Source organism: Agromyces laixinhei, from assembly GCF_006337065.1.
GTDB lineage: Bacteria > Actinomycetota > Actinomycetes > Actinomycetales > Microbacteriaceae > Agromyces > Agromyces laixinhei.
This window is the reverse complement of record NZ_CP040872.1, coordinates 2,670,046-2,687,845: the sequence shown is the minus strand read 5'-3', so window position 1 is coordinate 2,687,845 and position 17,800 is coordinate 2,670,046. Positions and strand designations below refer to the sequence as shown.

Below are 17,800 nucleotides of genomic sequence, written 5' to 3'. Positions count from 1 at the left end.
TGGAATAACCTGCAGTGTCGGCGATGCCGCTGCGCGGGCAGGGCGATCACCGCCTTCAAGCCTAATCCCCCGAGAACGCGCCCGGAGCACCGAGCGCCCACCACGGCGCGGCGGTAGCGTGGCGGGCATGGAGTTCTACCGGACGACGCCCAGCCATGACCTCACCTACTCCGACGTGTTCCTCGTGCCGAGCCGGTCCGGCGTCACCAGCAGGCTCGACGTCTCGCTCGCGCCCGACGACGGATCCGGTGCCACGATTCCGATCGTGTCGGCGAACATGAACTCGATCACCGGCCCTCGCCTCGCGACCGTGCTCGCCCGCCGCGGCGGGCTCGGCGTGTTGCCGCAGGACCTGCACCTGCAGGATCTCGACGAGGCGATCCGCTCGGTCAAGCGGCAGTCGCCGCGCTTCGACACCCCCCATGAGTTCAGCCCGGATGCCACCGCGGCCGATGCGCTCGAAGTGCTGCCGCCGGTCGCCGGTCACGGCATCGTGCTGCACGACTCGCGCGGCGGGTACGTCGGCTGCATCCCCGCCGACCGGCTTGCGACCGCCCTGCCCGACGCCAGGCTCGGCGATCTCGTGCACGGCGGGCTCGCCTCGCTCGACGCCGACGACGTCTCGACGCCGCGCCGGGCGTTCGACCTCATGGTCGAGGCCGGACTCGAGTTCGCGCCCGTGCTCGAGCACGGGCGGGTGGTGGGCACGCTCAGTCGCCGGAGCGCGCTGCGGGGCACGTTCTACGAGCCGAACGTCGATGCACAGGGCCGCCTTCGTGTCGCCGCAGCGGTCGGCATCAACGGGGATGTCGCGGCGAAGGCCACGGCGCTCGCCGCTGCCGGGGTCGACATGCTCGTGATCGACACGGCGCACGGGCACCAGGAGGGAATGCTCCGCGCCGTCGGGGTCGTTCGAGACCTCGGGCTCGGCATCCCGATCGTCGCAGGCAACGTCGTGACCGCCGACGCCGTCGAAGATCTCGTCGAGGCGGGCGCCGACGTGCTGAAGGTCGGCGTCGGGCCCGGGGCCATGTGCACCACTCGCATGATGACCGCGGTCGGGCGGCCCCAGTTCTCGGCAGTGCTCGAGACCGCTGCAGCGGCACGCGAGCTCGGCGCGGCCGTCTGGGCCGACGGCGGGGTGCGCTACCCCCGCGACGTCGCGCTCGCGCTCGCGGCCGGCGCCGCCTCCGTCATGATCGGGTCGTGGTTCGCGGGCACCATCGAGGCGCCGGGCCTGCTGCGGCGCGATGCATCCGGTCGCCTCTTCAAGGAGAGCTGGGGCATGGCCTCGACGAAAGCCGTGCGCGAGCGCTTCGACCGTCTCTCGCCCTATGAACTCGCCCGCAAGGAACTCTTCGCCGAAGGGATCTCGTCATCGACGATCTCGCTCGACCCGTTGCGGCCCTCGATCGAGGACCTGCTCGACATGATCACCTCTGGTGTGCGCAGCTCGTTCACCTACGCCGGCGCCCGCACCCTCGAGGAGTTCCGCGACCGCGCGCTCGTCGGCATCCAGTCGGCCGCCGGGTACGAAGAGGGCAAGGCGCTTCCGGTCAGTTGGTGATCGCGAAGTTCGCGTGATCACGCGGGTTCGTGCGGATCGTGCGGATATGATGAAGCGACAATGGATGAACCCCCCTCTGCCGCTTCCCCCGGTCATAGACCCCCGCTCGTGACTGCTCGCGGAGGCGGAGATGTCTGAGTGGATACTCCTCGGCATCGGACTCCTCCTCACGATCGGCACGGGCTTGTTCGTCGCCAGCGAGTTCGCGCTCGTCAATCTCGATCGAGCCGACCTCGAAGCTCGGCGTGCGCGCGGCGAGACGAGGCTGGGCCTCACGATCTCGGCGCTGAAGATCACCTCGACGCACCTGTCGAGCGCGCAGCTCGGCATCACGCTGACCACGCTGCTCACCGGATACACGATGGAGCCGGCGATCTCCTCGCTCCTGGCGGGCCCCCTGACCGCCGTCGGGGTGCCCGAATCGTTCGTGTCGCCCGTCGGCACGATCACCGCGATCGTGGTCGCCACGTTGCTGTCGATGGTGATCGGCGAACTCGTGCCGAAGAACTTCGCGCTCGCTCTGCCGCGGCAGACCGCCGTGCTCGTCATCCCGTTCCAGACGGCGTTCACCTGGGTGTTCCGGCCCGCGATCTCGTTGCTGAACGGCAGCGCGAACGGCATGCTGCGCGCATTCGGCATCGAGCCGAAAGAAGAGCTGTCGGGGGCGCGCTCGGCCGAAGAACTCTCGTCGCTCGTGCGCCGCTCCGCGAGTGCCGGCCTGCTCGAGAAGGACACCGCGACGCTGCTCGGTCGCACACTGCGGTTCGCCGACCACGATGCGTCCGACGTCATGACCCCCCGCCCCGCGGTCGCCGCGGTGCAGCGGCAGGAGCCCGCAGAGGCAGTGCTCGAACTCGCCCGCACCACCGGGTACTCCAGGTTCCCCGTGTACGACGACAATCTCGACGACGTCGTGGGCCTCGTGCACGTCAAGCAAGCGGTGGCCGTTCCGCGCGAGAAGCGCGGCGAGGTGCCCGCGTCTGCGCTGCAGTCCGCCGCGCTGCGGGTGCCCGAGACCATGAAGCTCGACACCCTGCTCGGCGAACTGCGCGGGCGCGGGTACCAGATGGCCGTCGTCGTCGACGAGTACGGCGGCACGGCCGGCGTCACGACGCTCGAGGACCTCGTGGAGGAACTCGTCGGCGAGGTCTCCGACGAGCACGACCGCAGTCGTGCGGGCATCGTGCGCCGCGGCGACCACGTGAGCTTCCCCGGAATACTGCGACCCGACGAGCTGCTCGAGCGCACCGGCATCCGCGTACCCGAGAACGGAGACTACGAGACCGTGGCCGGATTCGTCATGGCCGAGCTCGGGCGACTGCCCCTCGTCGGCGACGAAGTGCTCATCGACGACGGCACGCTCGTCGTGCAACGGCTCGACGGGCGGCGCATCGACCGCGTGCGGTTCGTGCCGAACCCGTTGCCGAGCCCCGACGAATCGGATGGGGGAGCGCGATGAGCGACTGGGCCGGCATCGCATGGCTGATCGTGCTGCTCGTCGTCAATGCCTTCTTCGTCGGCGCGGAGTTCGCGGTCATCTCGGCGCGGCGCTCGCAGATCGAGCCGCTCGCCGAGCAGGGCAGGCGAAGCGCGAAGACGGCACTCTGGGCGATGGAGCACGCGACCCTGATGCTGGCGACGAGCCAACTCGGCATCACGGTCTGCTCGCTGCTGATCCTGAACGTCTCCGAACCGGCGATCCACCATCTGCTGGAGGTGCCGCTGCACTTCACCGGTTGGTCGGCCGAGGCGGTGTCGACGGTCGCGTTCATCATCACCCTCGTGCTCGTGTCGTACCTGCACGTCGTGTTCGGTGAGATGGTGCCGAAGAACCTCTCGTTCTCGGTGCCCGACCGGGCGGTGCTGCTGCTCGCGCCGCCGCTCGTGATCGTCGCCCGCATCTTCCGGCCGATCATCGTCGCGCTGAACGCGACGGCGAACGGGGTGCTCCGACTCTTCGGCGTCGAGCCGAAGAACGAGGCGGCCTCCACCTTCACGCTCGAAGAGGTGCAGACGATCGTCGACCAGTCGCGTCGTGAGGGCGTGCTCGCCGACGCGAGCGGCACGCTCACTGCGGCGTTCGAGTTCACCACGAAGCGGGTGCAGGATGTCGCGGTGCCGCTCGACGCGCTCGTGAGCCTGCCGGCCGAGGTGACGCCGGCCGATGTCGAGCGAGCCGTCGCCCGTCGCGGGTTCTCGCGGTATCCGATCCTCGATCAGGCGGGCGAGCCCGACGGCTACGTGCACCTGAAAGACGTCATCGACCTCGATGAGGACGAGTTCGACGATCCGATCCCCGCGAAGCGGATTCGGCGGCTCGTGTCGATCTACGCCGGCACCGATCTCGAGGATGCGCTGTCGACGATGCGACGGCTCGGCACCCACGTCGCACGGGCGTTCGACGAGCAGGGTGCCACGACCGGGGTCATCTTCCTCGAGGACATCATCGAGGAACTCGTCGGCGAGGTGCAGGACGCGACGCGGCGGGGCTGAGCCGGGCGTAGACTCGGCACGACCCGAGAGATGAGGTTCTATCATGTTCGAGTCTGCTCAAGTCTATGCCGTGCTGCCGGCCTCAGACCTCGAGCGCGCCAAGCGCTGGTGGAAGACCGTCTTCGACATCGACCCGGTCGATGACTCGCCCGGCGGCGTGATGCTCCGCCTCGGCCCGACCCCGGTGCTCGTCTACGAGACGCAGTTCGCGGGCACGGCGCAGAACACGGCGCTCGGCATCGACACCGACGACCTCGATCGCGACATGGCGACGCTGCGTGATCGGGGCGTCACATTCAACGAGTACGACCTGCCCGGGGTGAAGACCGAGAACGGCGTCATCGACGAAGGAGGCATGCGCACCGCCTGGTTCGACGACAGCGAGGGCAACATCATCGCGCTCGGGCAGCGCAGCTGATCCCGGTCGCCGGGCGCCTGTTCAGGGGCCTGACTCGGGCCCGGCGCCGAGGCCCGGCTCCGGCTCGAACACCAGGCTCAGGCGAGATCGCGAAGCCAGGACTCGAGCGCCGCGGCATCCGTGAACACATGCCCCTCGCCGCCGACTGCCAGCGCGCCCTCGACATTCTCGGCCCTGTTGTCGACGAAGACGAAGTCGGATGCCGCGATGCCGAGCTCATCGATGACGTGCTCGTAGATCGCGGCGTCGGGCTTGACCAGTTCGAGCTCACCGCTCACGAACACGCGGTCGAAGAGCGGTGCGAACGAGCCGTGTCGCAGCCAGCCCGAGAAGTCCGCGCCGGCGTTCGAGAGGAGTGCGAGCCGGGTGCCGCCCGCGACAAGGGCGTGCGGCACGCCGAGGGTTCCGGGGTCGACCGAGAGCCATCCGCGGTGATCGATCGCCCAGAGCTCGTGCACGTCGATCGGCGTCCATTTCGCGCCGAGGTCGTCGGCGACGGCCGCCCAGTACTCCGCGATCGAGGTCGTTCCGCGATCGAGGCCCTGGCGGTGGACCCAGTACGCCGCCCAGAACGGCTCGGGGTTCGAAGACGCACCCGCCCGCTCGACGAGCGCGGCACGGTCGGCGCCACTCGGTTCGCGTGAGATGACTTCCCCGTAGTCGAACACGACGACGCGGGGAGCGAGACTGATCGGTGCGGGAGATGTCGAAGTCATCCTCCTCAACCTATCGTTGGAGCATGACGACGCCGTGGCAGGAATGGACCGCCGCCGATGCGGCCGAGTGGATCGCGGCCCCGGCCTCGGACGACGACAAGTACTCCCGCGGCGTGCTCGGCATCGTCGCGGGCTCGCCCGACTACCCGGGTGCCGCGGTGCTCGCGGTCGAGGCCGCGCACCGGGCCGGCCTCGGCATGGTGCGCTACACGGGGCCGCGCGCGGTGCGCACCGCCGTGCTCGCGCGCCGCCCCGAAACCGTGACCTCGCCGGGCCGAGTGCAGGCGTGGTTCATCGGCTCCGGCATCGACACCGGGCGGCGCTCGTTCATGCTGCTCGGCGACCTGCAGGGGGCGCTCGCCTCCCGGCTTCCGGTCGTGCTCGACGCCGGGGCGCTCGATCTCGTCGGTACGCACACGGCGCCGACCGTGATCACCCCGCACGCGAGGGAGCTGGCCGTGCTGCTCGCCTCACGCGAGATCGAGACGAGCATCGCGCAGGTGCGCGATGCTCCCGCGGAGTGGGCGTTCAGGGCTGCCAGGGAACTCGGGGTCGCCGTACTCCTGAAGGGTGCCGTCACACACGTCTGCGACCCCGACGGCGACCGGTACACGATCACCGCACCGACGCACTGGCTGGCCTCCGCCGGCACCGGTGACGTGCTCGGCGGCATCCTCGGGGCGCTCGTCGCCACCCATCACCAGCAGATCGGGGCCAACGCCGAGGTGCTCACCTCGCTCGCGGCGACCGCGGCGTGGATGCACGGCGAGGCAGCACGACTCGCGACCGCCGCGGTCGGCGGCGGCCCGGTCACGGCGCTCGACGTCGCCGAGCAGGTGCCGCGGGTGGTCGGAGCGCTGCTGTCGCGCTGATCGGGCGCGTGGCGGCACGTCACGCTCGGCTAGGCTCTTCGCCATGACGGACGGGGTCGGGCGCGAGGCATCCGCGCGCGGCATCCGCTCACTGCTCGGCTCGCGCGCCGCACTCTGGGCGGGCTTCGCCCTCGTGCACGCCGTGATCATCTGGCTGAACCTCGCCGGCCCCGGCTACCCGCTCGGCGACGTGACGGCAGTGTACCGGGTGTGGGCCGAGAACGCCTCCAGCGGCTGGGTGCGCATGGGCATCGATGCGCCCTGGGTCTATCCGATCCTCGCGTTCGCCCCGATGACGGCGGCGCTCGCATTCGGGGCGGCGTTCTACGCGCAGACCTGGCTCGCGATCGTCACGGTGCTGAACGGCATCGCGTTCAGCGTGCTCATCGGCCGCGCGAGGCTCTCGCGCCCGCGACGGATCGCGGCCTGGTGGTGGCTCGGCTTCCTCGCCGTGCTGGGCCCGATCGCCTTCGGCCGCATCGACGCGATCACGGTGCCGTTCGCGATCACGGGACTGCTCTGGGCGGCCGGCCGGCCGCGGGTGGCCACGGTGCTGCTCACGGTCGGTGCCTGGATCAAGGTCTGGCCCGCCGCCCTCGTCGCCGCGCTCGTGATCGCGGCGCGCCGGCGGCTCGAGGTGCTCACCGTGGCGCTGTCGCTCAGCGCCGGCATCGTCGGCGTGAGCCTCATCGCCGGCGCCGGGTCGAACGCCGTCGGCTTCATCGCCGAGCAGGCCGGGCGGGGGCTGCAGATCGAGGCGCCGCTCGCGGTCGCCTGGCTCTGGCAGATCGTGGCCGGTTCCGAGTCGGTCGAGATCGTCTACGACCGCCAGATCCTGACGTTCCAGATCGACGGCCCGGGGGCGGATGCCGCGGCGGCACTGACCACGCCGTTCATGGCGCTCGGGGTGCTCGCCGTCGTGCTCATCGGCATCCGTGCCGCGCGTCGCGGTGCCGCCTTCGGACTGCTGCTGCCGCCGCTCGCGGTGAGCCTCGTCGTCGTGCTCATGCTCGCGAACAAGGTCGGTTCGCCGCAGTTCGTCACGTGGCTCGCCGCCCCGATCGTGCTCGGGCTCGTCTTCCGCCCCGCCCGCTTCATGGTTCCGGCGTTCATGGCCGCGGCGGTCGCGCTCTTCACGCACGTCATCTACCCCTACTGGTACGGATGGCTCCTGATCGCCGATCCGGCCTTCGTCCTGCTGCTCACGGTCAAGTCGCTGCTGCTCGCGGCGCTCCTCGTCTGGGGTGTCGGCGCGCTGTGGCGGGCCGGCGCACGACGCGGGTCGGCACCTCGCGATGCCCCGGCCCGCGTCGGCGGTGTGCGCGGGGAAGTGGCGCGCGACACAATGGTCTCTGACGAGAGCTGAAGGAGACCGAACATGCTGGTGGCATTCTCAGTCGCGCCGAGCGGCACGGGCAGAAGCGACGGGTCGGTGCACGACGCGGTCGCCGCGGCGGTGCGCATCGTGCGAGAGTCGGGCCTGCCGAACCGCACCGACGCGATGTTCACGACGATCGAGGGTGAGTGGAACGAGGTCTTCGACGTCGTGCGCCGCGCCACCGAGGCCGTCGGCGAGTACGGCTCGAGGGTGTCGCTCGTGCTGAAGGCCGACATCCGCCCGGGGTATTCGGGTGAGCTCGACGGCAAGCTCGAGCGACTCGGGAGTGCGATCGACAGGCTCGACGCGAACGCGAACGCGAACGCGAACGCGGACGCGGGCGCCGGCCCCGACGCCTGAGTCGCGAACGCGCGCAGGATCGAATCGTTTCGATTCTGTGGCAGAATCAACGGATGACCCACCCCGTCGACGGGCCGACGACACTGTCGCCGGCCCGCATCCGTTTCGCGCTGCTCGCGCTCGCCCTCGGCGGCTTCGGCATCGGCGCGACCGAGTTCGTTGCGATGGGGCTGCTGCCCGACATCGCTCTCGACCTGCTGCCCGAACTCGCCGCGGAGTCGACGGCCGCAGCGAACGCGAGTGCGGGGTGGATCATCTCGGCCTACGCCCTCGGCGTCGTCGTGGGCGCGCCCACGATCGCAGCTGCTGCGGCCCGCTGGCCGCGGAAGCGACTGCTGCTCGCCCTGGTGACCGCGTTCACGCTCGGCACGATCGCCTCCGCCGTGCTGCCGACGTTCGAACTCGTGCTCATCGCGCGCTTCGTCTCGGCGCTGCCGCACGGCGCGTACTTCGGCATCGCGTCCCTCGTCGCGGCGAGCCTCATGGGACCGGGCAAGCGCGCACGAGGAGTGGCGCTCGTGCTCTCGGGTCTCACGATCGCGAACGTCGTCGGCGTACCGGCGATCACGTGGCTGGGCCAGCTCGCCGGGTGGCGCATCGCCTACCTCGCCGTTGCGGCGATCTTCGCCCTCACCTTCGTCGCCGTGCTCACCGCCGTGCCCTGGCAGGCCGGCGACCCGGGTGCGACGATGCGGCGCGAACTGCAGGCGTTCACCCGAGCCCAGGTCTGGTTCGCCCTCGGCATCGGCGCGATCGGCTTCGGCGGGCTCTTCGCGGTCTACAGCTACGTCGCTCCGCTCGCAACCGACGTGACCGGGCTTCCCGAGGTACTCGTGCCGGTCGTGCTCATCGCCATCGGCGTGGGCATGACCATCGGCAATTTCGTGGGCGGGCGCCTCGCCGACTGGAGCGTGCGCCGTTCGATGTACCTCTTCTTCGCCGTGCTCGCCGGCGCCCTCGTGCTGCTCGGGTTCACCGCGACGCACCCGGTCGGCCTGTTCGTCGGTGTCATGCTCGTCGGCGGGGCATCCTCCGCCCTCTCACCGACGATTCAGGCTCGCCTCATGGATGTCGCACGAGACAGCCAGTCGATCGCCGCGGCGCTGAACCACTCGGCACTGAACATCGGCAACAGCCTCGGCGCCCTGCTCGGCGGCCTCGCGATCGCGGGCGGCCTCGGCTACATCGCGCCCGTCTGGATCGGGCTCATGCTGACGGTCGCCGGAGCGATGCTCGCCGTGGGGTCGTTCGCCCTCGACCGCTCGCGCGTTCGCCGCGGGATACCGGTGCCGCACAAGACCGGCGCATTCGCCGCCGTCGAGTCGTGACGGGCGCTCGTGCGCGTTGACGAGCGCGGCACTCCGACTCAGTCGGACTGGAGCAGGATGCCGTCGAGGATCGCGCGTTTGCGCAGTGCGACCTTCGTGCCGACGTCGTAGCCCGACGTGCGGTACTTCTCGCGGATGCGCTTGAGGTAGCTCTTCGCCGTCTCTTCGGAGATGCCGAGCTGGAAGGCCACGGCCTTGACCGGCTGGCCGGCACCGTAGAGCGCCATCACCCGGCGCTCCTGCGCCGAGAGCTTCGGGGCCGTGCCCTCGTCGGTCAGCGCGAGCTCGAGTTCGGGCGTGAGGTAGGACTCGCCGAGGCGAGCGGCGCGGATCGCCTCGATGATCGTCTCGACCGGTTCGGACTTCACGAGGTAGCCGAGCGCACCCGAACCGAGCGCTTCGCGCACGACCGCGGGCTCGGAGTACGTGCTCATGAGCATGGTCTGCACACCGGCCGACTTCAGCATCGACAGCTTCAGCGAGATGGGGATGTTGTCGCGGAGGTCGAGGTCGAGGAGCACGACGTCGACGGGGAACTCGGGGTGGGCGAGGAGCTCGGACCAGGAGGGCACCGCCGCGAGCAGGTCGATGTCGGGCGCGGCCGTGCGGATCCACTCCGAGAGCGCACCGAGGAGCATGCGATGATCGTCGACGATCGCCAGACGGATCGGCGGAGCAGTCTCAGTCATCGGGTCCCCCTCGGTCGAGTCGCCCTTCGGACGGCCGTGGCGCCTGTCGAGACGCTCGGGTCGGCTCGACATTCGATGTCGATCCGGAAGGATTCGGCTCCCGCAACGACAGTGTACGTACCGACTGTATCGACTGCATCCCACGTTGCCGCCGCGACGCGTCGTCGAACGACACCTGAGACGTCGATCGAGAGCAGTACATCGGGCGATTTCGGGTCGGCGGTATCCTCGGGTTCGCGGCAGGTGACCTGGGCGGCGAGCACCGCGGCGCCCTTCGACGGCTCGCCGATGAGAAACCACAGCGCCAGCAGCAGCCCGTCGCGCTGGTCATGATCGAGCAGCCCCGCGAGGCCTCCCGGGTCGTCGACGGTGACCCGATTGCTGAGATAGGCCGACTCGGTCACCGCGTGCCGGAGCCAGGTGTCGTTGCGCCCCTCGATGAGACGCACCCGGAGCCGGGCGGCGAGCCCGCCGGCCCGTTCGGCGGTCTCAGGGGGCAGCGGCAGTGCGACGCGCCCCGAACCGACGTCGTCGAGCAGCGACTCAGCGTCGAAGTCGAGTTGCGCGAGCTCCTCGGAGGCGCGCATCCCCACCGCAGTGCGCGGCGTCGTGACGGTGCTCTGCACGAGTGAGAGGTCGAGTTCGCGCCGGACGAGTCGCCGGAACCCGTTGATCGCGATCACGGCGACGACCGTCGGCAGAACGGCGGATGCCGCGACCGCGAGCCCCGTCACGGTGTAGTGCCCTGCCGTCGAGATCTGGAACAGCGCCGAGACGGCGATCACGGCGCCGATCGCGCACGAGACCACCAGCGGAACGCGAGTGCCCCGGATCGCCGCCACCGGCATCAGCACCGCGCCGGTCGCGGCCGCAGCGGTCGGCGTGACGCCGAGGTGCAGCAGCCCCATCGTCGCGGAGATGTCGAGCCACACGGGCACGATGAGCGCGCAGAGGAGCACCACGTACAGCACGTCGGGCAGCGGGGTGAGGCGTGACACCAACCGGGAGATCACCCCGACGCCGACGACGCCGACGATCGCGAGCCACGCCGGCCATGGTCCCGGGCCGGGAGGGAAGACCGGCGCGATCATCACCGCATGCGCGAGGTGCCCGATGATGACGAGTGCGGCGGCGATCGTGATGCCGGTGGCCAGGCGCCGACCGCCGTGGCTGTCGCGCACATCGCCCGCAGCTCGTGCCGAGCGGGACGGCCGGCGGAACGCCCGTCCGACGGTCGTCGTCGCGATCTGCGGTTCGCTCACGGTTTCGGCACCTCGAGCATCACGGTCGTGCCCGAGCCGGGCGAGGAGAAGATCCTGGCGCGGCCGCCGACCATCTGCAGCCGGCCGACGACCGACTCCGCATATCCGAGGCGGGCGCCGTCGACGGTGCCGGGTTCGAAGCCCGTGCCGGCGTCGGTGACCATCGCGCGTACCGTTCGGTCGTCGTCGCTCACGGTGACGTCGGCCTCGGTGACGCCGGCATGCCGGCGCACGTTCTCGAGGCATTCGCCGACGGCGCCGAGGAGCGCGTCGAGGGTGTCGCGCGGGAGCGCGAGCCGGCCGGTGCCATGCCAGTTCACGTCGAGGCCCATGCGCGCGAACCGCTGACGCACCGACTCGAAGGTCATGCTCAGGCTTTCGTCATCGGACTCGGGAGAGAACACGGTGGTCGACCCGCGGTCGAGCGGCGCGCCCAACCGGAGCTGCCTGAGGAGGCGCGCATCGTCGCCCGCCTGCTGGCGAAGCGCGCTGGCGCCGACGCCGACGCCCGAGTGTGCGAGAAGACTGAGCGTGGCGAGCACGGTGTCGTGCAGTACTCGTGCGTCCTGACGTTGCTGCGATTCGAGTTCGCTCGCCAATCGCTCCGCCTCGTGCGCGCGGCCGACCTCGCCGATGCGCTCGGAAGCCGTCGCGATCGATCGGTCGAGCCAGATGCCGATCGAGGCATTCGCCGCCCAGCCCATGAGCGTGCCGACGGCCACGGCCTCCATCGAGTGCCCGGTCGCCGCGACGACTCCCACGGCGATGAGCGTCGCCGCGGCCAGGGCGAGCACGAGGTACGGTCCGTCGGCCCGCACGATGAGCGTGATCGCGACCGAAGATGCCGTCATCGCCGCGGTGACGGCCATCGCGGCCACAGCGACCGGGTCGAGCACCGGAGCCGCGCCCAGCACGCTCACGAGGGCGATCGCGCATGCGACGGCACCCAGAGCCGGCAGGAGTGCACCCCGCGCCGTGTGCAGCATGATGCAGACGCCGGCACCCGCGCTCAGCACTGCGGCGAGTGCGAGTTCGACGCCCGTCGAGGCACCGGGCACGAGGAGGCAGACGAATGCGCCGATCGCGCCGCTGAGCCCTGAGACCCTCGTGAGCTTCCGGAGCAACCGGTCGCGTTCCTTCTGGATGCGCTTCATGACACCGCCTCGGCGTGATCGGCGCCTGCGGATTCCCGCGCCGTCACTCTCGAAGGGTAGCGGAATCGGGCCGTTTCGCGGGAGAACTGCGACGCGTCATGCGGTGAGCAGTTCGCCGATCGCGGCGGCGATCGCCTCGTCTTCGATGAGGAAGGCGTCGTGGCCGTACTCGGAGGAGACGACGACGGGGGAGGAGCCGTGCACGCTGCCGCGAAGACCGGCCGCGATCATCTCCTGCCCGCCGAGCGGGAAGTAGCGATCGCTGTCGATGCCGAGCACGAGGCTGCGAGCCTCGACGAGCGCGAGCGCCGCCGCGGTGCCGCCGCGACCCCGGCCGATGTCGTGCGAGTTCATCGCCTGCGTGAGCACGATGTAGCTGTTCGCGTCGAAGCGGCGCGTGAACTTGTTGCCGTGGAAGTCGAGATAGGACTCGACGGCGAAACGACCATCGCCGCCGAGCGGGTCGAGGTCGGATTGCCAACTGCGGGCGAATCGCTGGTTGAGCTCGTCGGCAGTGCGATAGTTCAGCATCGCCATGCGCCGCGCGAGGGCGAGACCGCGCGTCGGACCGTCGCCGTCGGGCGCGTCGTAGTATTCGCCGCCGCGGAATGCCGGGTCGGTGCGGATCGCCTCGATCTGCACCGAGTTCAGGGCGATCTGATCTGCGGATGTCGTCGCAGGGGCTGCGAGCACTGCGATGCGCTCCACCGCGCCGGGGGCCATGATCGCCCACTCGAGCACGTGCATGGCACCCATCGAGCCGCCGACGACCGCGGCGAAGCGCTCGATGCCGAGTTCGCGCGCGAAGGCGATCTGCGCGCGCACCTGATCGCGGATGGTGAGGAAGGGGAACCGGATGCCCCACTCCGCACGGTCTGGCGCGAGCGAAGCGGGCCCGGTGGAGCCCTGGCACCCGCCGAGCACGTTCGGGGCGACGACGAACCAACGATCGGTGTCGATCGCGAGTCCGGGGCCGACGATGCCTGGCCACCAGCCCGAGCTCGGATGGGCCCTGCCCGCCGGACCGGTCACGTGGCTGTCGCCGGTGAGTGCGTGCAGCACGAGGATCGCGTTGTCGCGCGCGGGGGAGAGCGTGCCCCACTGCTCGTAGGCGATGCGTGCGGCGGGAAGCACCCGGCCCGATTCGAGGGGCACCTCGCCGATGTCTGCGAATCGGCGGTCGCCGACCGCATCGCCGTCGCGCCAGGCGCCCGTCGCGGGGGCGCGGCCGGCCAGCGACGCGACGCGCGCCTCGGTGACGATGCTCGCGGGCACCGCGTCGGCCGTCGTCTGCCAGTCCATGCTTCGATTCTCCCGGAGTCTCGGAGTCCGCCGTCGTTTGTTACGCAGGTGCGTGGCGAGGCCGGAGCGTCAACGGATGAGGCGAAACGCCGAATTGCCCGACTCTGCGGAGAATCGGGCAATTCGGGTGTTCAGCGTGGGTTCAGACGCGCGCGGCCTCGGTGGCGACACGTGCGGCGGCGAAGCCCGCCTCGAGGTCGGCCTTCAGGTCGTCGACGCTCTCGATGCCGACCGACAGGCGCACGAGGCCAGGCGTGACGCCGCTCGTGAGTTGCTGCTCAGGGGTCAGTTGCGAATGGGTCGTCGAGGCCGGGTGGATGACGAGCGAGCGCACGTCGCCGATGTTGGCGAGGTGGCTGAACAGCGAGAGGTTGTCGACGAGCGCACGGCCGGCGTCGACGCCGCCCTTCAGCTCGAAGGAGAGCACGGCGCCGACGCCATTGGGCGCGTAGGTGTTGGCCGCCGCGTACCACGGGCTCGACGGGAGGCCCGAGTAGTTGACGCTCGCGACGTCGGGGTGGTTGTCGAGCCACTCCGCGATCTCCTGGGCGTTCGCCACGTGTCGCTCGATGCGGAGCGACAGCGTCTCGATGCCCTGCAGCAGCAGCCAGGCGCTGTTCGGTGCGATCGCCGCGCCGAGGTCGCGCAGCAGTTGCACACGTGCCTTGATGATGTAGGCGAGGCCGTCGCCGACCGCGGCCGTGTAGCTCGCGCCGTGGTACGACGGGTCGGGCTCGGTCAGGCCCGGGAACTTCTCGACGTTCTTCGACCACTCGAACGTGCCGCCGTCGACGATGACGCCGCCGATGGTCGTGCCGTGCCCGCCGAGGAACTTCGTCGCCGAGTGCAGCACGATGTCGGCGCCGTGCTCGAACGGCCGGATCAGGTACGGGGTCGCGATCGTGTTGTCGACGATGAGCGGCACGCCCGCGTCGTGGGCGAGGCCCGAGACGAGGCCGATGTCGAGCACGTTGATCTTCGGGTTGCCGATCGTCTCGGCGAAGAAGAGCTTCGTGTTCGGGCGCACGGCTCGACGCCATTCCTCGGCGTCGTCCTGATTCTCGACGAAGGTCGCCTCGATGCCGAGCTTGGCGAGCGTGTACTTGAAGAGGTTGTACGTGCCGCCGTAGATCGATGACGACGAGACGATGTGATCGCCGGCCTGTGCGATGTTCAGCACCGCGAAGGTCGACGCGGACTGGCCGGAGGCCACGAGCAGCGCACCGGTGCCGCCCTCGAGCGCGGCGACCCGCTCTTCGACGACGGCCTGCGTCGGGTTCTGGATGCGGGTGTAGATGTTGCCGAACTCCGCGAGCGCGAACAGGTTCTGCGCGTGTTCGGAGCTGTTGAACACATACGACGTGGTCTGGTAGATCGGCGTGGCGCGGGCGTTGGTCACCGGGTCGGGGGCGGCCCCCGAGTGCACCTGCTTGGTCTCGAAGCGCCAGTCGGCGGTCTCGGTCATGGATGTCTCCTCAGGAACGGCTCGGGCGGGTTCGCCGCAGCTTTCGAGCAAGGCTAGGCGGGCAGGCGGGGCCGGGCAACGGATGCCGCAACACGGCGTCACGCGCGAGGCATCCGCTCGCGGGCTACTTCAGTTCGCCGTCGGGCGGCAGCACGAGCGTGCCGGTCGCCGTCGACGGTTCGGGCCGGAACAGCCACCGCGCCCGGGGCTGGACGAGGGGCCGGAACACCCGTCGTACGGACTTCAGCGAGAGCACGATCGAGATCGCGATGCAGAAGACGATCATCGCGGGAAGCACCCAGAACGGCTGGTAGCCGGCGAGCAGACCGCTCTCGCGGAACGGGAAGAGCACGAAGGTGTGCAGCAGGTAGATGTACATCGTCGCGGTGCCGAACGGTGTGAACCAGTGGGCGCCGCGCGGCATGACGACGAGGAAGGCGACGGTGAGGGCCATCGCGATGAGCATGAGCCCCAGCCGGATGACACCCGACCACGGCTCGTCGTAGCCGATCGCCTGATACGACTCGTCGTAGAGCATGAAGCGGCGGAGCTTCAGATCGCGCCAGGTCTCGATCGCGGCGGGCATGATCACGAGCGCCGCGCAGAACAGCACGATCGCGCCGGCTCGCCAGCGCCAGGTCGCCGCCGTGCCGAGCTCGAGCCAGCGGCCGGTCAACTGCAACTGCCGCAGCTTCCACCCGAACACGAAGAACGGGAGCATGCCGAGCGTGCGCGTCAGGGCGAGCGTCGAGTCGATCGTCTCGGTGTAACCGGCGCCGATCGAGATCGCGATCGAGATGAGCAGCGGGTAGCGCAGGAGCACGAGGTAGGGCAGCACGATGCGCCAGACCGCGAGGGCGATGAGGAACCAGAGGGTCCACGATGCCGTCGTGAAGTCGAGTGCGAACTCGGCACCGAGCACCCAGCGGATGATCGTCCAGATCGTCTCGAAGATGAAGAAGGGGAAGACGATGTCGGTGAGGATCTGCCGGAGCGCACGGGCGTTGGGCGGACCGGACTTCGCGAAGTACCCGCTGACCGTCACGAAGACGGCCACGTGGAACGAGTAGATGAACAGGTAGACGCTGTAGGCCACGTTGTCTTCGCCGATGAGCGGGAGGATGCCGTGGCCGACGACGACGAGGGTGATCGCGATCCACCGGGCGTTGTCCCACATGGGGACTCGCCTGCGCTTGGCCTGAGTCGGCGGAGGCTGCGAATGCATCACTCCATTCAACCGCACGACCGGCGCCGATCACGGCAGAATGGGCGCATGAGCGAGTTGCGTGTGGTCGTGACAGGAGCGAGTTCCGGCATCGGCGAGGCGACGGTACGAGCATTCCGCGCGGCCGGATGGAGCGTCGTCGGTGTCGCCCGCCGCGAGGAGCGGCTTCGGGCGCTCGCCGCGGAGACCGGGGCATCCGTCGTCGTCGCCGACCTCACGAAGCAGGCCGACATCGATCGGCTCCGCGACCACCTCGAGGCGACCGGCCCCGTGCACGCGCTCGTGAACAACGCCGGCGGCGCGAAGGGGCTCGACTCGGTCGAGGCGTCCGACATCGACGACTGGGCATGGATGTTCGAGGTCAACGTGCTCGCCCTCAAGCGCGTGACGAGCGCGCTGCTGCCGCTCCTGCGCCGCGGCGCGGTCGATCGCGGCGTCGCCGACATCGTGAACGTCACGTCGATCGCGGGGCACACCGCCTATGTCGGCGGCGGCGGATACAACGCCGCCAAGTTCGCCGCGCACGCGCTCACCGAGGTGTTGCGGCTCGAGCTCAACGGCGAACCGCTGCGGGTCATCGAGGTCGCGCCGGGCCTCGTGAAGACCGACGAGTTCGCGCTCGTGCGCTTCGGCGGCGACCGAGCGAGGGCCGACGCCGTCTACGATGACGTGCCCGAACCGCTCGTCGCCGACGACATCGCGGGGGTCATCGCCGACGCCGTGTTGAAGCCGCGGCACGTCGACCTCGACCTGATCGTCGTGAAGCCCGTCGCGCAGGCCGCCCCGTACCGACTCGCCAAGGGCACGCTCTCGGTGCGCGAAGGCGGGGAATGACCGTGGCCGACGTGGCGGCGTCGCCGGCGCGAACACGCTGGGAACGCGTCACCGCGACACCGCTCGTGGTGCTCGGCGTGCTCTTCATCGTCGCGTACTCCGTGGTGATTCTCATGCCGGCAACGTCGGGGCCGCTGTGGTCGACGCTCGTCGTGACGCTCGTGGCCGCGTGGGCGGTCTTCATCGTCGACGTGCTCGTGCGCATCGTGCTGACACCGACCGGCGGGCGATGGTCGTTCGTCTGGCACCACCCGGTGGATGTGCTCTCGGCGCTGATTCCGCTGTTCCGGGCGCTGCGTGTGCTCGAGCTCCTCCGGCAGGTGCCCTACCTGCGCCGCCGCACGGGCGCTGCGGTGCGCACGAACATCATCGTCTTCGCGCTCAGCTACTCGATCGTGTTCGTCTACTTCGTCGCGCTCGCGACGCTCGCGGCCGAGCGCGACGCTCCCGGCGCCACCATCACGAGCTTCGGCGAGGCCATCTGGTGGGCGATCGTGACCATCGCGACCGTCGGGTACGGCGATACCTACCCGATCACGATTCCCGGGCGGATCTACGCCGTGCTGCTCATGGCCGGCGGCATCGCGATCGTCGGCACCGCCTCGGCGACGATCATCTCGCTCATCAACGAGCGCATCGGCTCGGCGCGACGCGGTCATGATGAGGGCCCGCCCGCCGACGGCACGGTGTGAGTCGGGTTGCCCCGGCCTGCACGGCTACGGCGCACGGCGCTACCC

The 17,800-nt window shown here is 70.0% G+C and carries 17 protein-coding genes; 10 read left to right on the top strand and 7 right to left on the bottom strand.

Annotated features, from left to right (window positions below; translation table 11 throughout):
• The first annotated feature begins 127 nt into the window (after nt 1–127).
• The 4 genes from guaB1 (at nt 128) to FHG54_RS12715 (ending at nt 4,478) form a co-directional block, all read left to right on the top strand.
• The gene (gene guaB1 / locus FHG54_RS12730; RefSeq protein ID WP_139417603.1) at nt 128–1,567 is read left to right on the top strand and encodes a GMP reductase; all 1,440 of its coding nucleotides are present in this window, start codon (nt 128–130) and stop codon (nt 1,565–1,567) included.
• A gap of 130 nt (nt 1,568–1,697) precedes the next feature.
• Entirely contained in the window at nt 1,698–3,026 is a 1,329-nt protein-coding gene (locus FHG54_RS12725) for a hemolysin family protein (RefSeq protein WP_139417602.1), read from the top strand.
• Entirely contained in the window at nt 3,023–4,060 is a 1,038-nt protein-coding gene (locus FHG54_RS12720) for a hemolysin family protein (RefSeq protein WP_139417601.1), read from the top strand. The genes FHG54_RS12725 and FHG54_RS12720 overlap by 4 nt, the downstream gene beginning before the upstream one ends.
• 43 nt (nt 4,061–4,103) lie before the next feature.
• The gene (locus FHG54_RS12715; protein WP_139417600.1) at nt 4,104–4,478 is read left to right on the top strand and encodes a VOC family protein; all 375 of its coding nucleotides are present in this window, start codon (nt 4,104–4,106) and stop codon (nt 4,476–4,478) included.
• 77 nt (nt 4,479–4,555) lie between these two features.
• Here the strand turns inward: FHG54_RS12715 and FHG54_RS12710 are convergent, their stop codons facing one another.
• Entirely contained in the window at nt 4,556–5,194 is a 639-nt protein-coding gene (locus FHG54_RS12710; RefSeq protein ID WP_139417599.1) for an HAD family hydrolase, read from the bottom strand.
• Between the two features lie 23 nt (nt 5,195–5,217).
• Here FHG54_RS12710 and FHG54_RS12705 point away from each other — a divergent pair, with 23 nt between their 5' ends.
• From FHG54_RS12705 to FHG54_RS12690, 4 genes are read left to right on the top strand one after another with little or no spacing between them, the layout of a single operon-like run.
• Nucleotides 5,218–6,066: an ADP-dependent NAD(P)H-hydrate dehydratase gene (locus tag FHG54_RS12705; protein WP_139417598.1), complete on the top strand. Its 849-nt coding sequence runs from the start codon at nt 5,218–5,220 to the stop codon at nt 6,064–6,066.
• A gap of 43 nt (nt 6,067–6,109) precedes the next feature.
• Complete coding sequence (locus FHG54_RS12700; RefSeq protein ID WP_139417597.1) at nt 6,110–7,432, top strand: glycosyltransferase 87 family protein; 1,323 nt, start codon at nt 6,110–6,112, stop codon at nt 7,430–7,432.
• A 12-nt stretch (nt 7,433–7,444) separates the two neighbouring features.
• Nucleotides 7,445–7,804 carry a thiamine-binding protein gene (locus FHG54_RS12695; protein ID WP_139417596.1) on the top strand — a complete coding sequence of 120 codons (360 nt, stop codon included), beginning with the start codon at nt 7,445–7,447 and terminating at the stop codon, nt 7,802–7,804.
• Nucleotides 7,805–7,857: 53 nt separating this feature from the next.
• Nucleotides 7,858–9,132: an MFS transporter gene (locus FHG54_RS12690; protein WP_139417595.1), complete on the top strand. Its 1,275-nt coding sequence runs from the start codon at nt 7,858–7,860 to the stop codon at nt 9,130–9,132.
• A 38-nt stretch (nt 9,133–9,170) separates the two neighbouring features.
• On the opposite strand, the gene FHG54_RS12685 is transcribed toward FHG54_RS12690, so the two are convergent.
• The 6 genes from FHG54_RS12685 to FHG54_RS12660 all read right to left on the bottom strand — a co-directional run bounded on the left by FHG54_RS12685 (nt 9,171) and on the right by FHG54_RS12660 (nt 16,181).
• Nucleotides 9,171–9,821, bottom strand: a complete 651-nt coding sequence (locus FHG54_RS12685) for a response regulator transcription factor (RefSeq protein ID WP_139417594.1) — start codon at nt 9,819–9,821, stop codon at nt 9,171–9,173.
• Nucleotides 9,818–11,083: a hypothetical protein gene (locus FHG54_RS12680; protein WP_139417593.1), complete on the bottom strand. Its 1,266-nt coding sequence runs from the start codon at nt 11,081–11,083 to the stop codon at nt 9,818–9,820. The genes FHG54_RS12685 and FHG54_RS12680 overlap by 4 nt, the downstream gene beginning before the upstream one ends.
• A complete protein-coding gene (locus FHG54_RS12675) occupies nt 11,080–12,237 on the bottom strand; it encodes a sensor histidine kinase (protein WP_139417592.1) in 1,158 nt (385 codons plus the stop codon). The genes FHG54_RS12680 and FHG54_RS12675 overlap by 4 nt, the downstream gene beginning before the upstream one ends.
• 96 nt (nt 12,238–12,333) lie before the next feature.
• Nucleotides 12,334–13,539 (bottom strand): homoserine O-acetyltransferase MetX, encoded by a 1,206-nt coding sequence (gene metX, locus FHG54_RS12670; protein ID WP_139417591.1) that lies wholly within the window; start codon nt 13,537–13,539, stop codon nt 12,334–12,336.
• Between the two features lie 142 nt (nt 13,540–13,681).
• Nucleotides 13,682–15,004, bottom strand: coding sequence for a bifunctional o-acetylhomoserine/o-acetylserine sulfhydrylase (locus tag FHG54_RS12665; RefSeq protein ID WP_139417590.1), 1,323 nt, complete (start codon nt 15,002–15,004; stop codon nt 13,682–13,684).
• Between the two features lie 124 nt (nt 15,005–15,128).
• A complete protein-coding gene (locus tag FHG54_RS12660) occupies nt 15,129–16,181 on the bottom strand; it encodes an acyltransferase family protein (protein WP_168197175.1) in 1,053 nt (350 codons plus the stop codon).
• A gap of 96 nt (nt 16,182–16,277) precedes the next feature.
• On the opposite strand from FHG54_RS12660, the gene FHG54_RS12655 reads away from it, so the two are divergent.
• Nucleotides 16,278–17,063 carry an SDR family NAD(P)-dependent oxidoreductase gene (locus FHG54_RS12655; protein ID WP_210415430.1) on the top strand — a complete coding sequence of 262 codons (786 nt, stop codon included), beginning with the start codon at nt 16,278–16,280 and terminating at the stop codon, nt 17,061–17,063.
• Nucleotides 17,060–17,755 (top strand): potassium channel family protein, encoded by a 696-nt coding sequence (locus FHG54_RS12650; RefSeq protein ID WP_139417588.1) that lies wholly within the window; start codon nt 17,060–17,062, stop codon nt 17,753–17,755. The genes FHG54_RS12655 and FHG54_RS12650 overlap by 4 nt, the downstream gene beginning before the upstream one ends.
• The last annotated feature ends 45 nt before the right edge of the window (nt 17,756–17,800 follow it).

Bases quoted from the DNA above. Each gene is read 5' to 3' on its own strand.
- FHG54_RS12690 (WP_139417595.1), top strand. From the start codon at position 7,858: ATGACCCACCCCGTCGACGGGCCGACGACACTGTCGCCGGCCCGCATC.
- FHG54_RS12725 (WP_139417602.1), top strand. From the start codon at position 1,698: ATGTCTGAGTGGATACTCCTCGGCATCGGACTCCTCCTCACGATCGGC.
- FHG54_RS12720 (WP_139417601.1), top strand. From the start codon at position 3,023: ATGAGCGACTGGGCCGGCATCGCATGGCTGATCGTGCTGCTCGTCGTC.
- FHG54_RS12710 (WP_139417599.1), bottom strand. From the start codon at position 5,194: ATGACTTCGACATCTCCCGCACCGATCAGTCTCGCTCCCCGCGTCGTC.
- FHG54_RS12700 (WP_139417597.1), top strand. From the start codon at position 6,110: ATGACGGACGGGGTCGGGCGCGAGGCATCCGCGCGCGGCATCCGCTCA.
- FHG54_RS12650 (WP_139417588.1), top strand. From the start codon at position 17,060: ATGACCGTGGCCGACGTGGCGGCGTCGCCGGCGCGAACACGCTGGGAA.
- FHG54_RS12655 (WP_210415430.1), top strand. From the start codon at position 16,278: ATGAGCGAGTTGCGTGTGGTCGTGACAGGAGCGAGTTCCGGCATCGGC.
- FHG54_RS12665 (WP_139417590.1), bottom strand. From the start codon at position 15,004: ATGACCGAGACCGCCGACTGGCGCTTCGAGACCAAGCAGGTGCACTCG.
- FHG54_RS12705 (WP_139417598.1), top strand. From the start codon at position 5,218: ATGACGACGCCGTGGCAGGAATGGACCGCCGCCGATGCGGCCGAGTGG.
- FHG54_RS12695 (WP_139417596.1), top strand. From the start codon at position 7,445: ATGCTGGTGGCATTCTCAGTCGCGCCGAGCGGCACGGGCAGAAGCGAC.
- FHG54_RS12675 (WP_139417592.1), bottom strand. From the start codon at position 12,237: ATGAAGCGCATCCAGAAGGAACGCGACCGGTTGCTCCGGAAGCTCACG.
- FHG54_RS12660 (WP_168197175.1), bottom strand. From the start codon at position 16,181: ATGTGGGACAACGCCCGGTGGATCGCGATCACCCTCGTCGTCGTCGGC.
- FHG54_RS12715 (WP_139417600.1), top strand. From the start codon at position 4,104: ATGTTCGAGTCTGCTCAAGTCTATGCCGTGCTGCCGGCCTCAGACCTC.
- FHG54_RS12685 (WP_139417594.1), bottom strand. From the start codon at position 9,821: ATGACTGAGACTGCTCCGCCGATCCGTCTGGCGATCGTCGACGATCAT.
- guaB1 (WP_139417603.1), top strand. From the start codon at position 128: ATGGAGTTCTACCGGACGACGCCCAGCCATGACCTCACCTACTCCGAC.
- metX (WP_139417591.1), bottom strand. From the start codon at position 13,539: ATGGACTGGCAGACGACGGCCGACGCGGTGCCCGCGAGCATCGTCACC.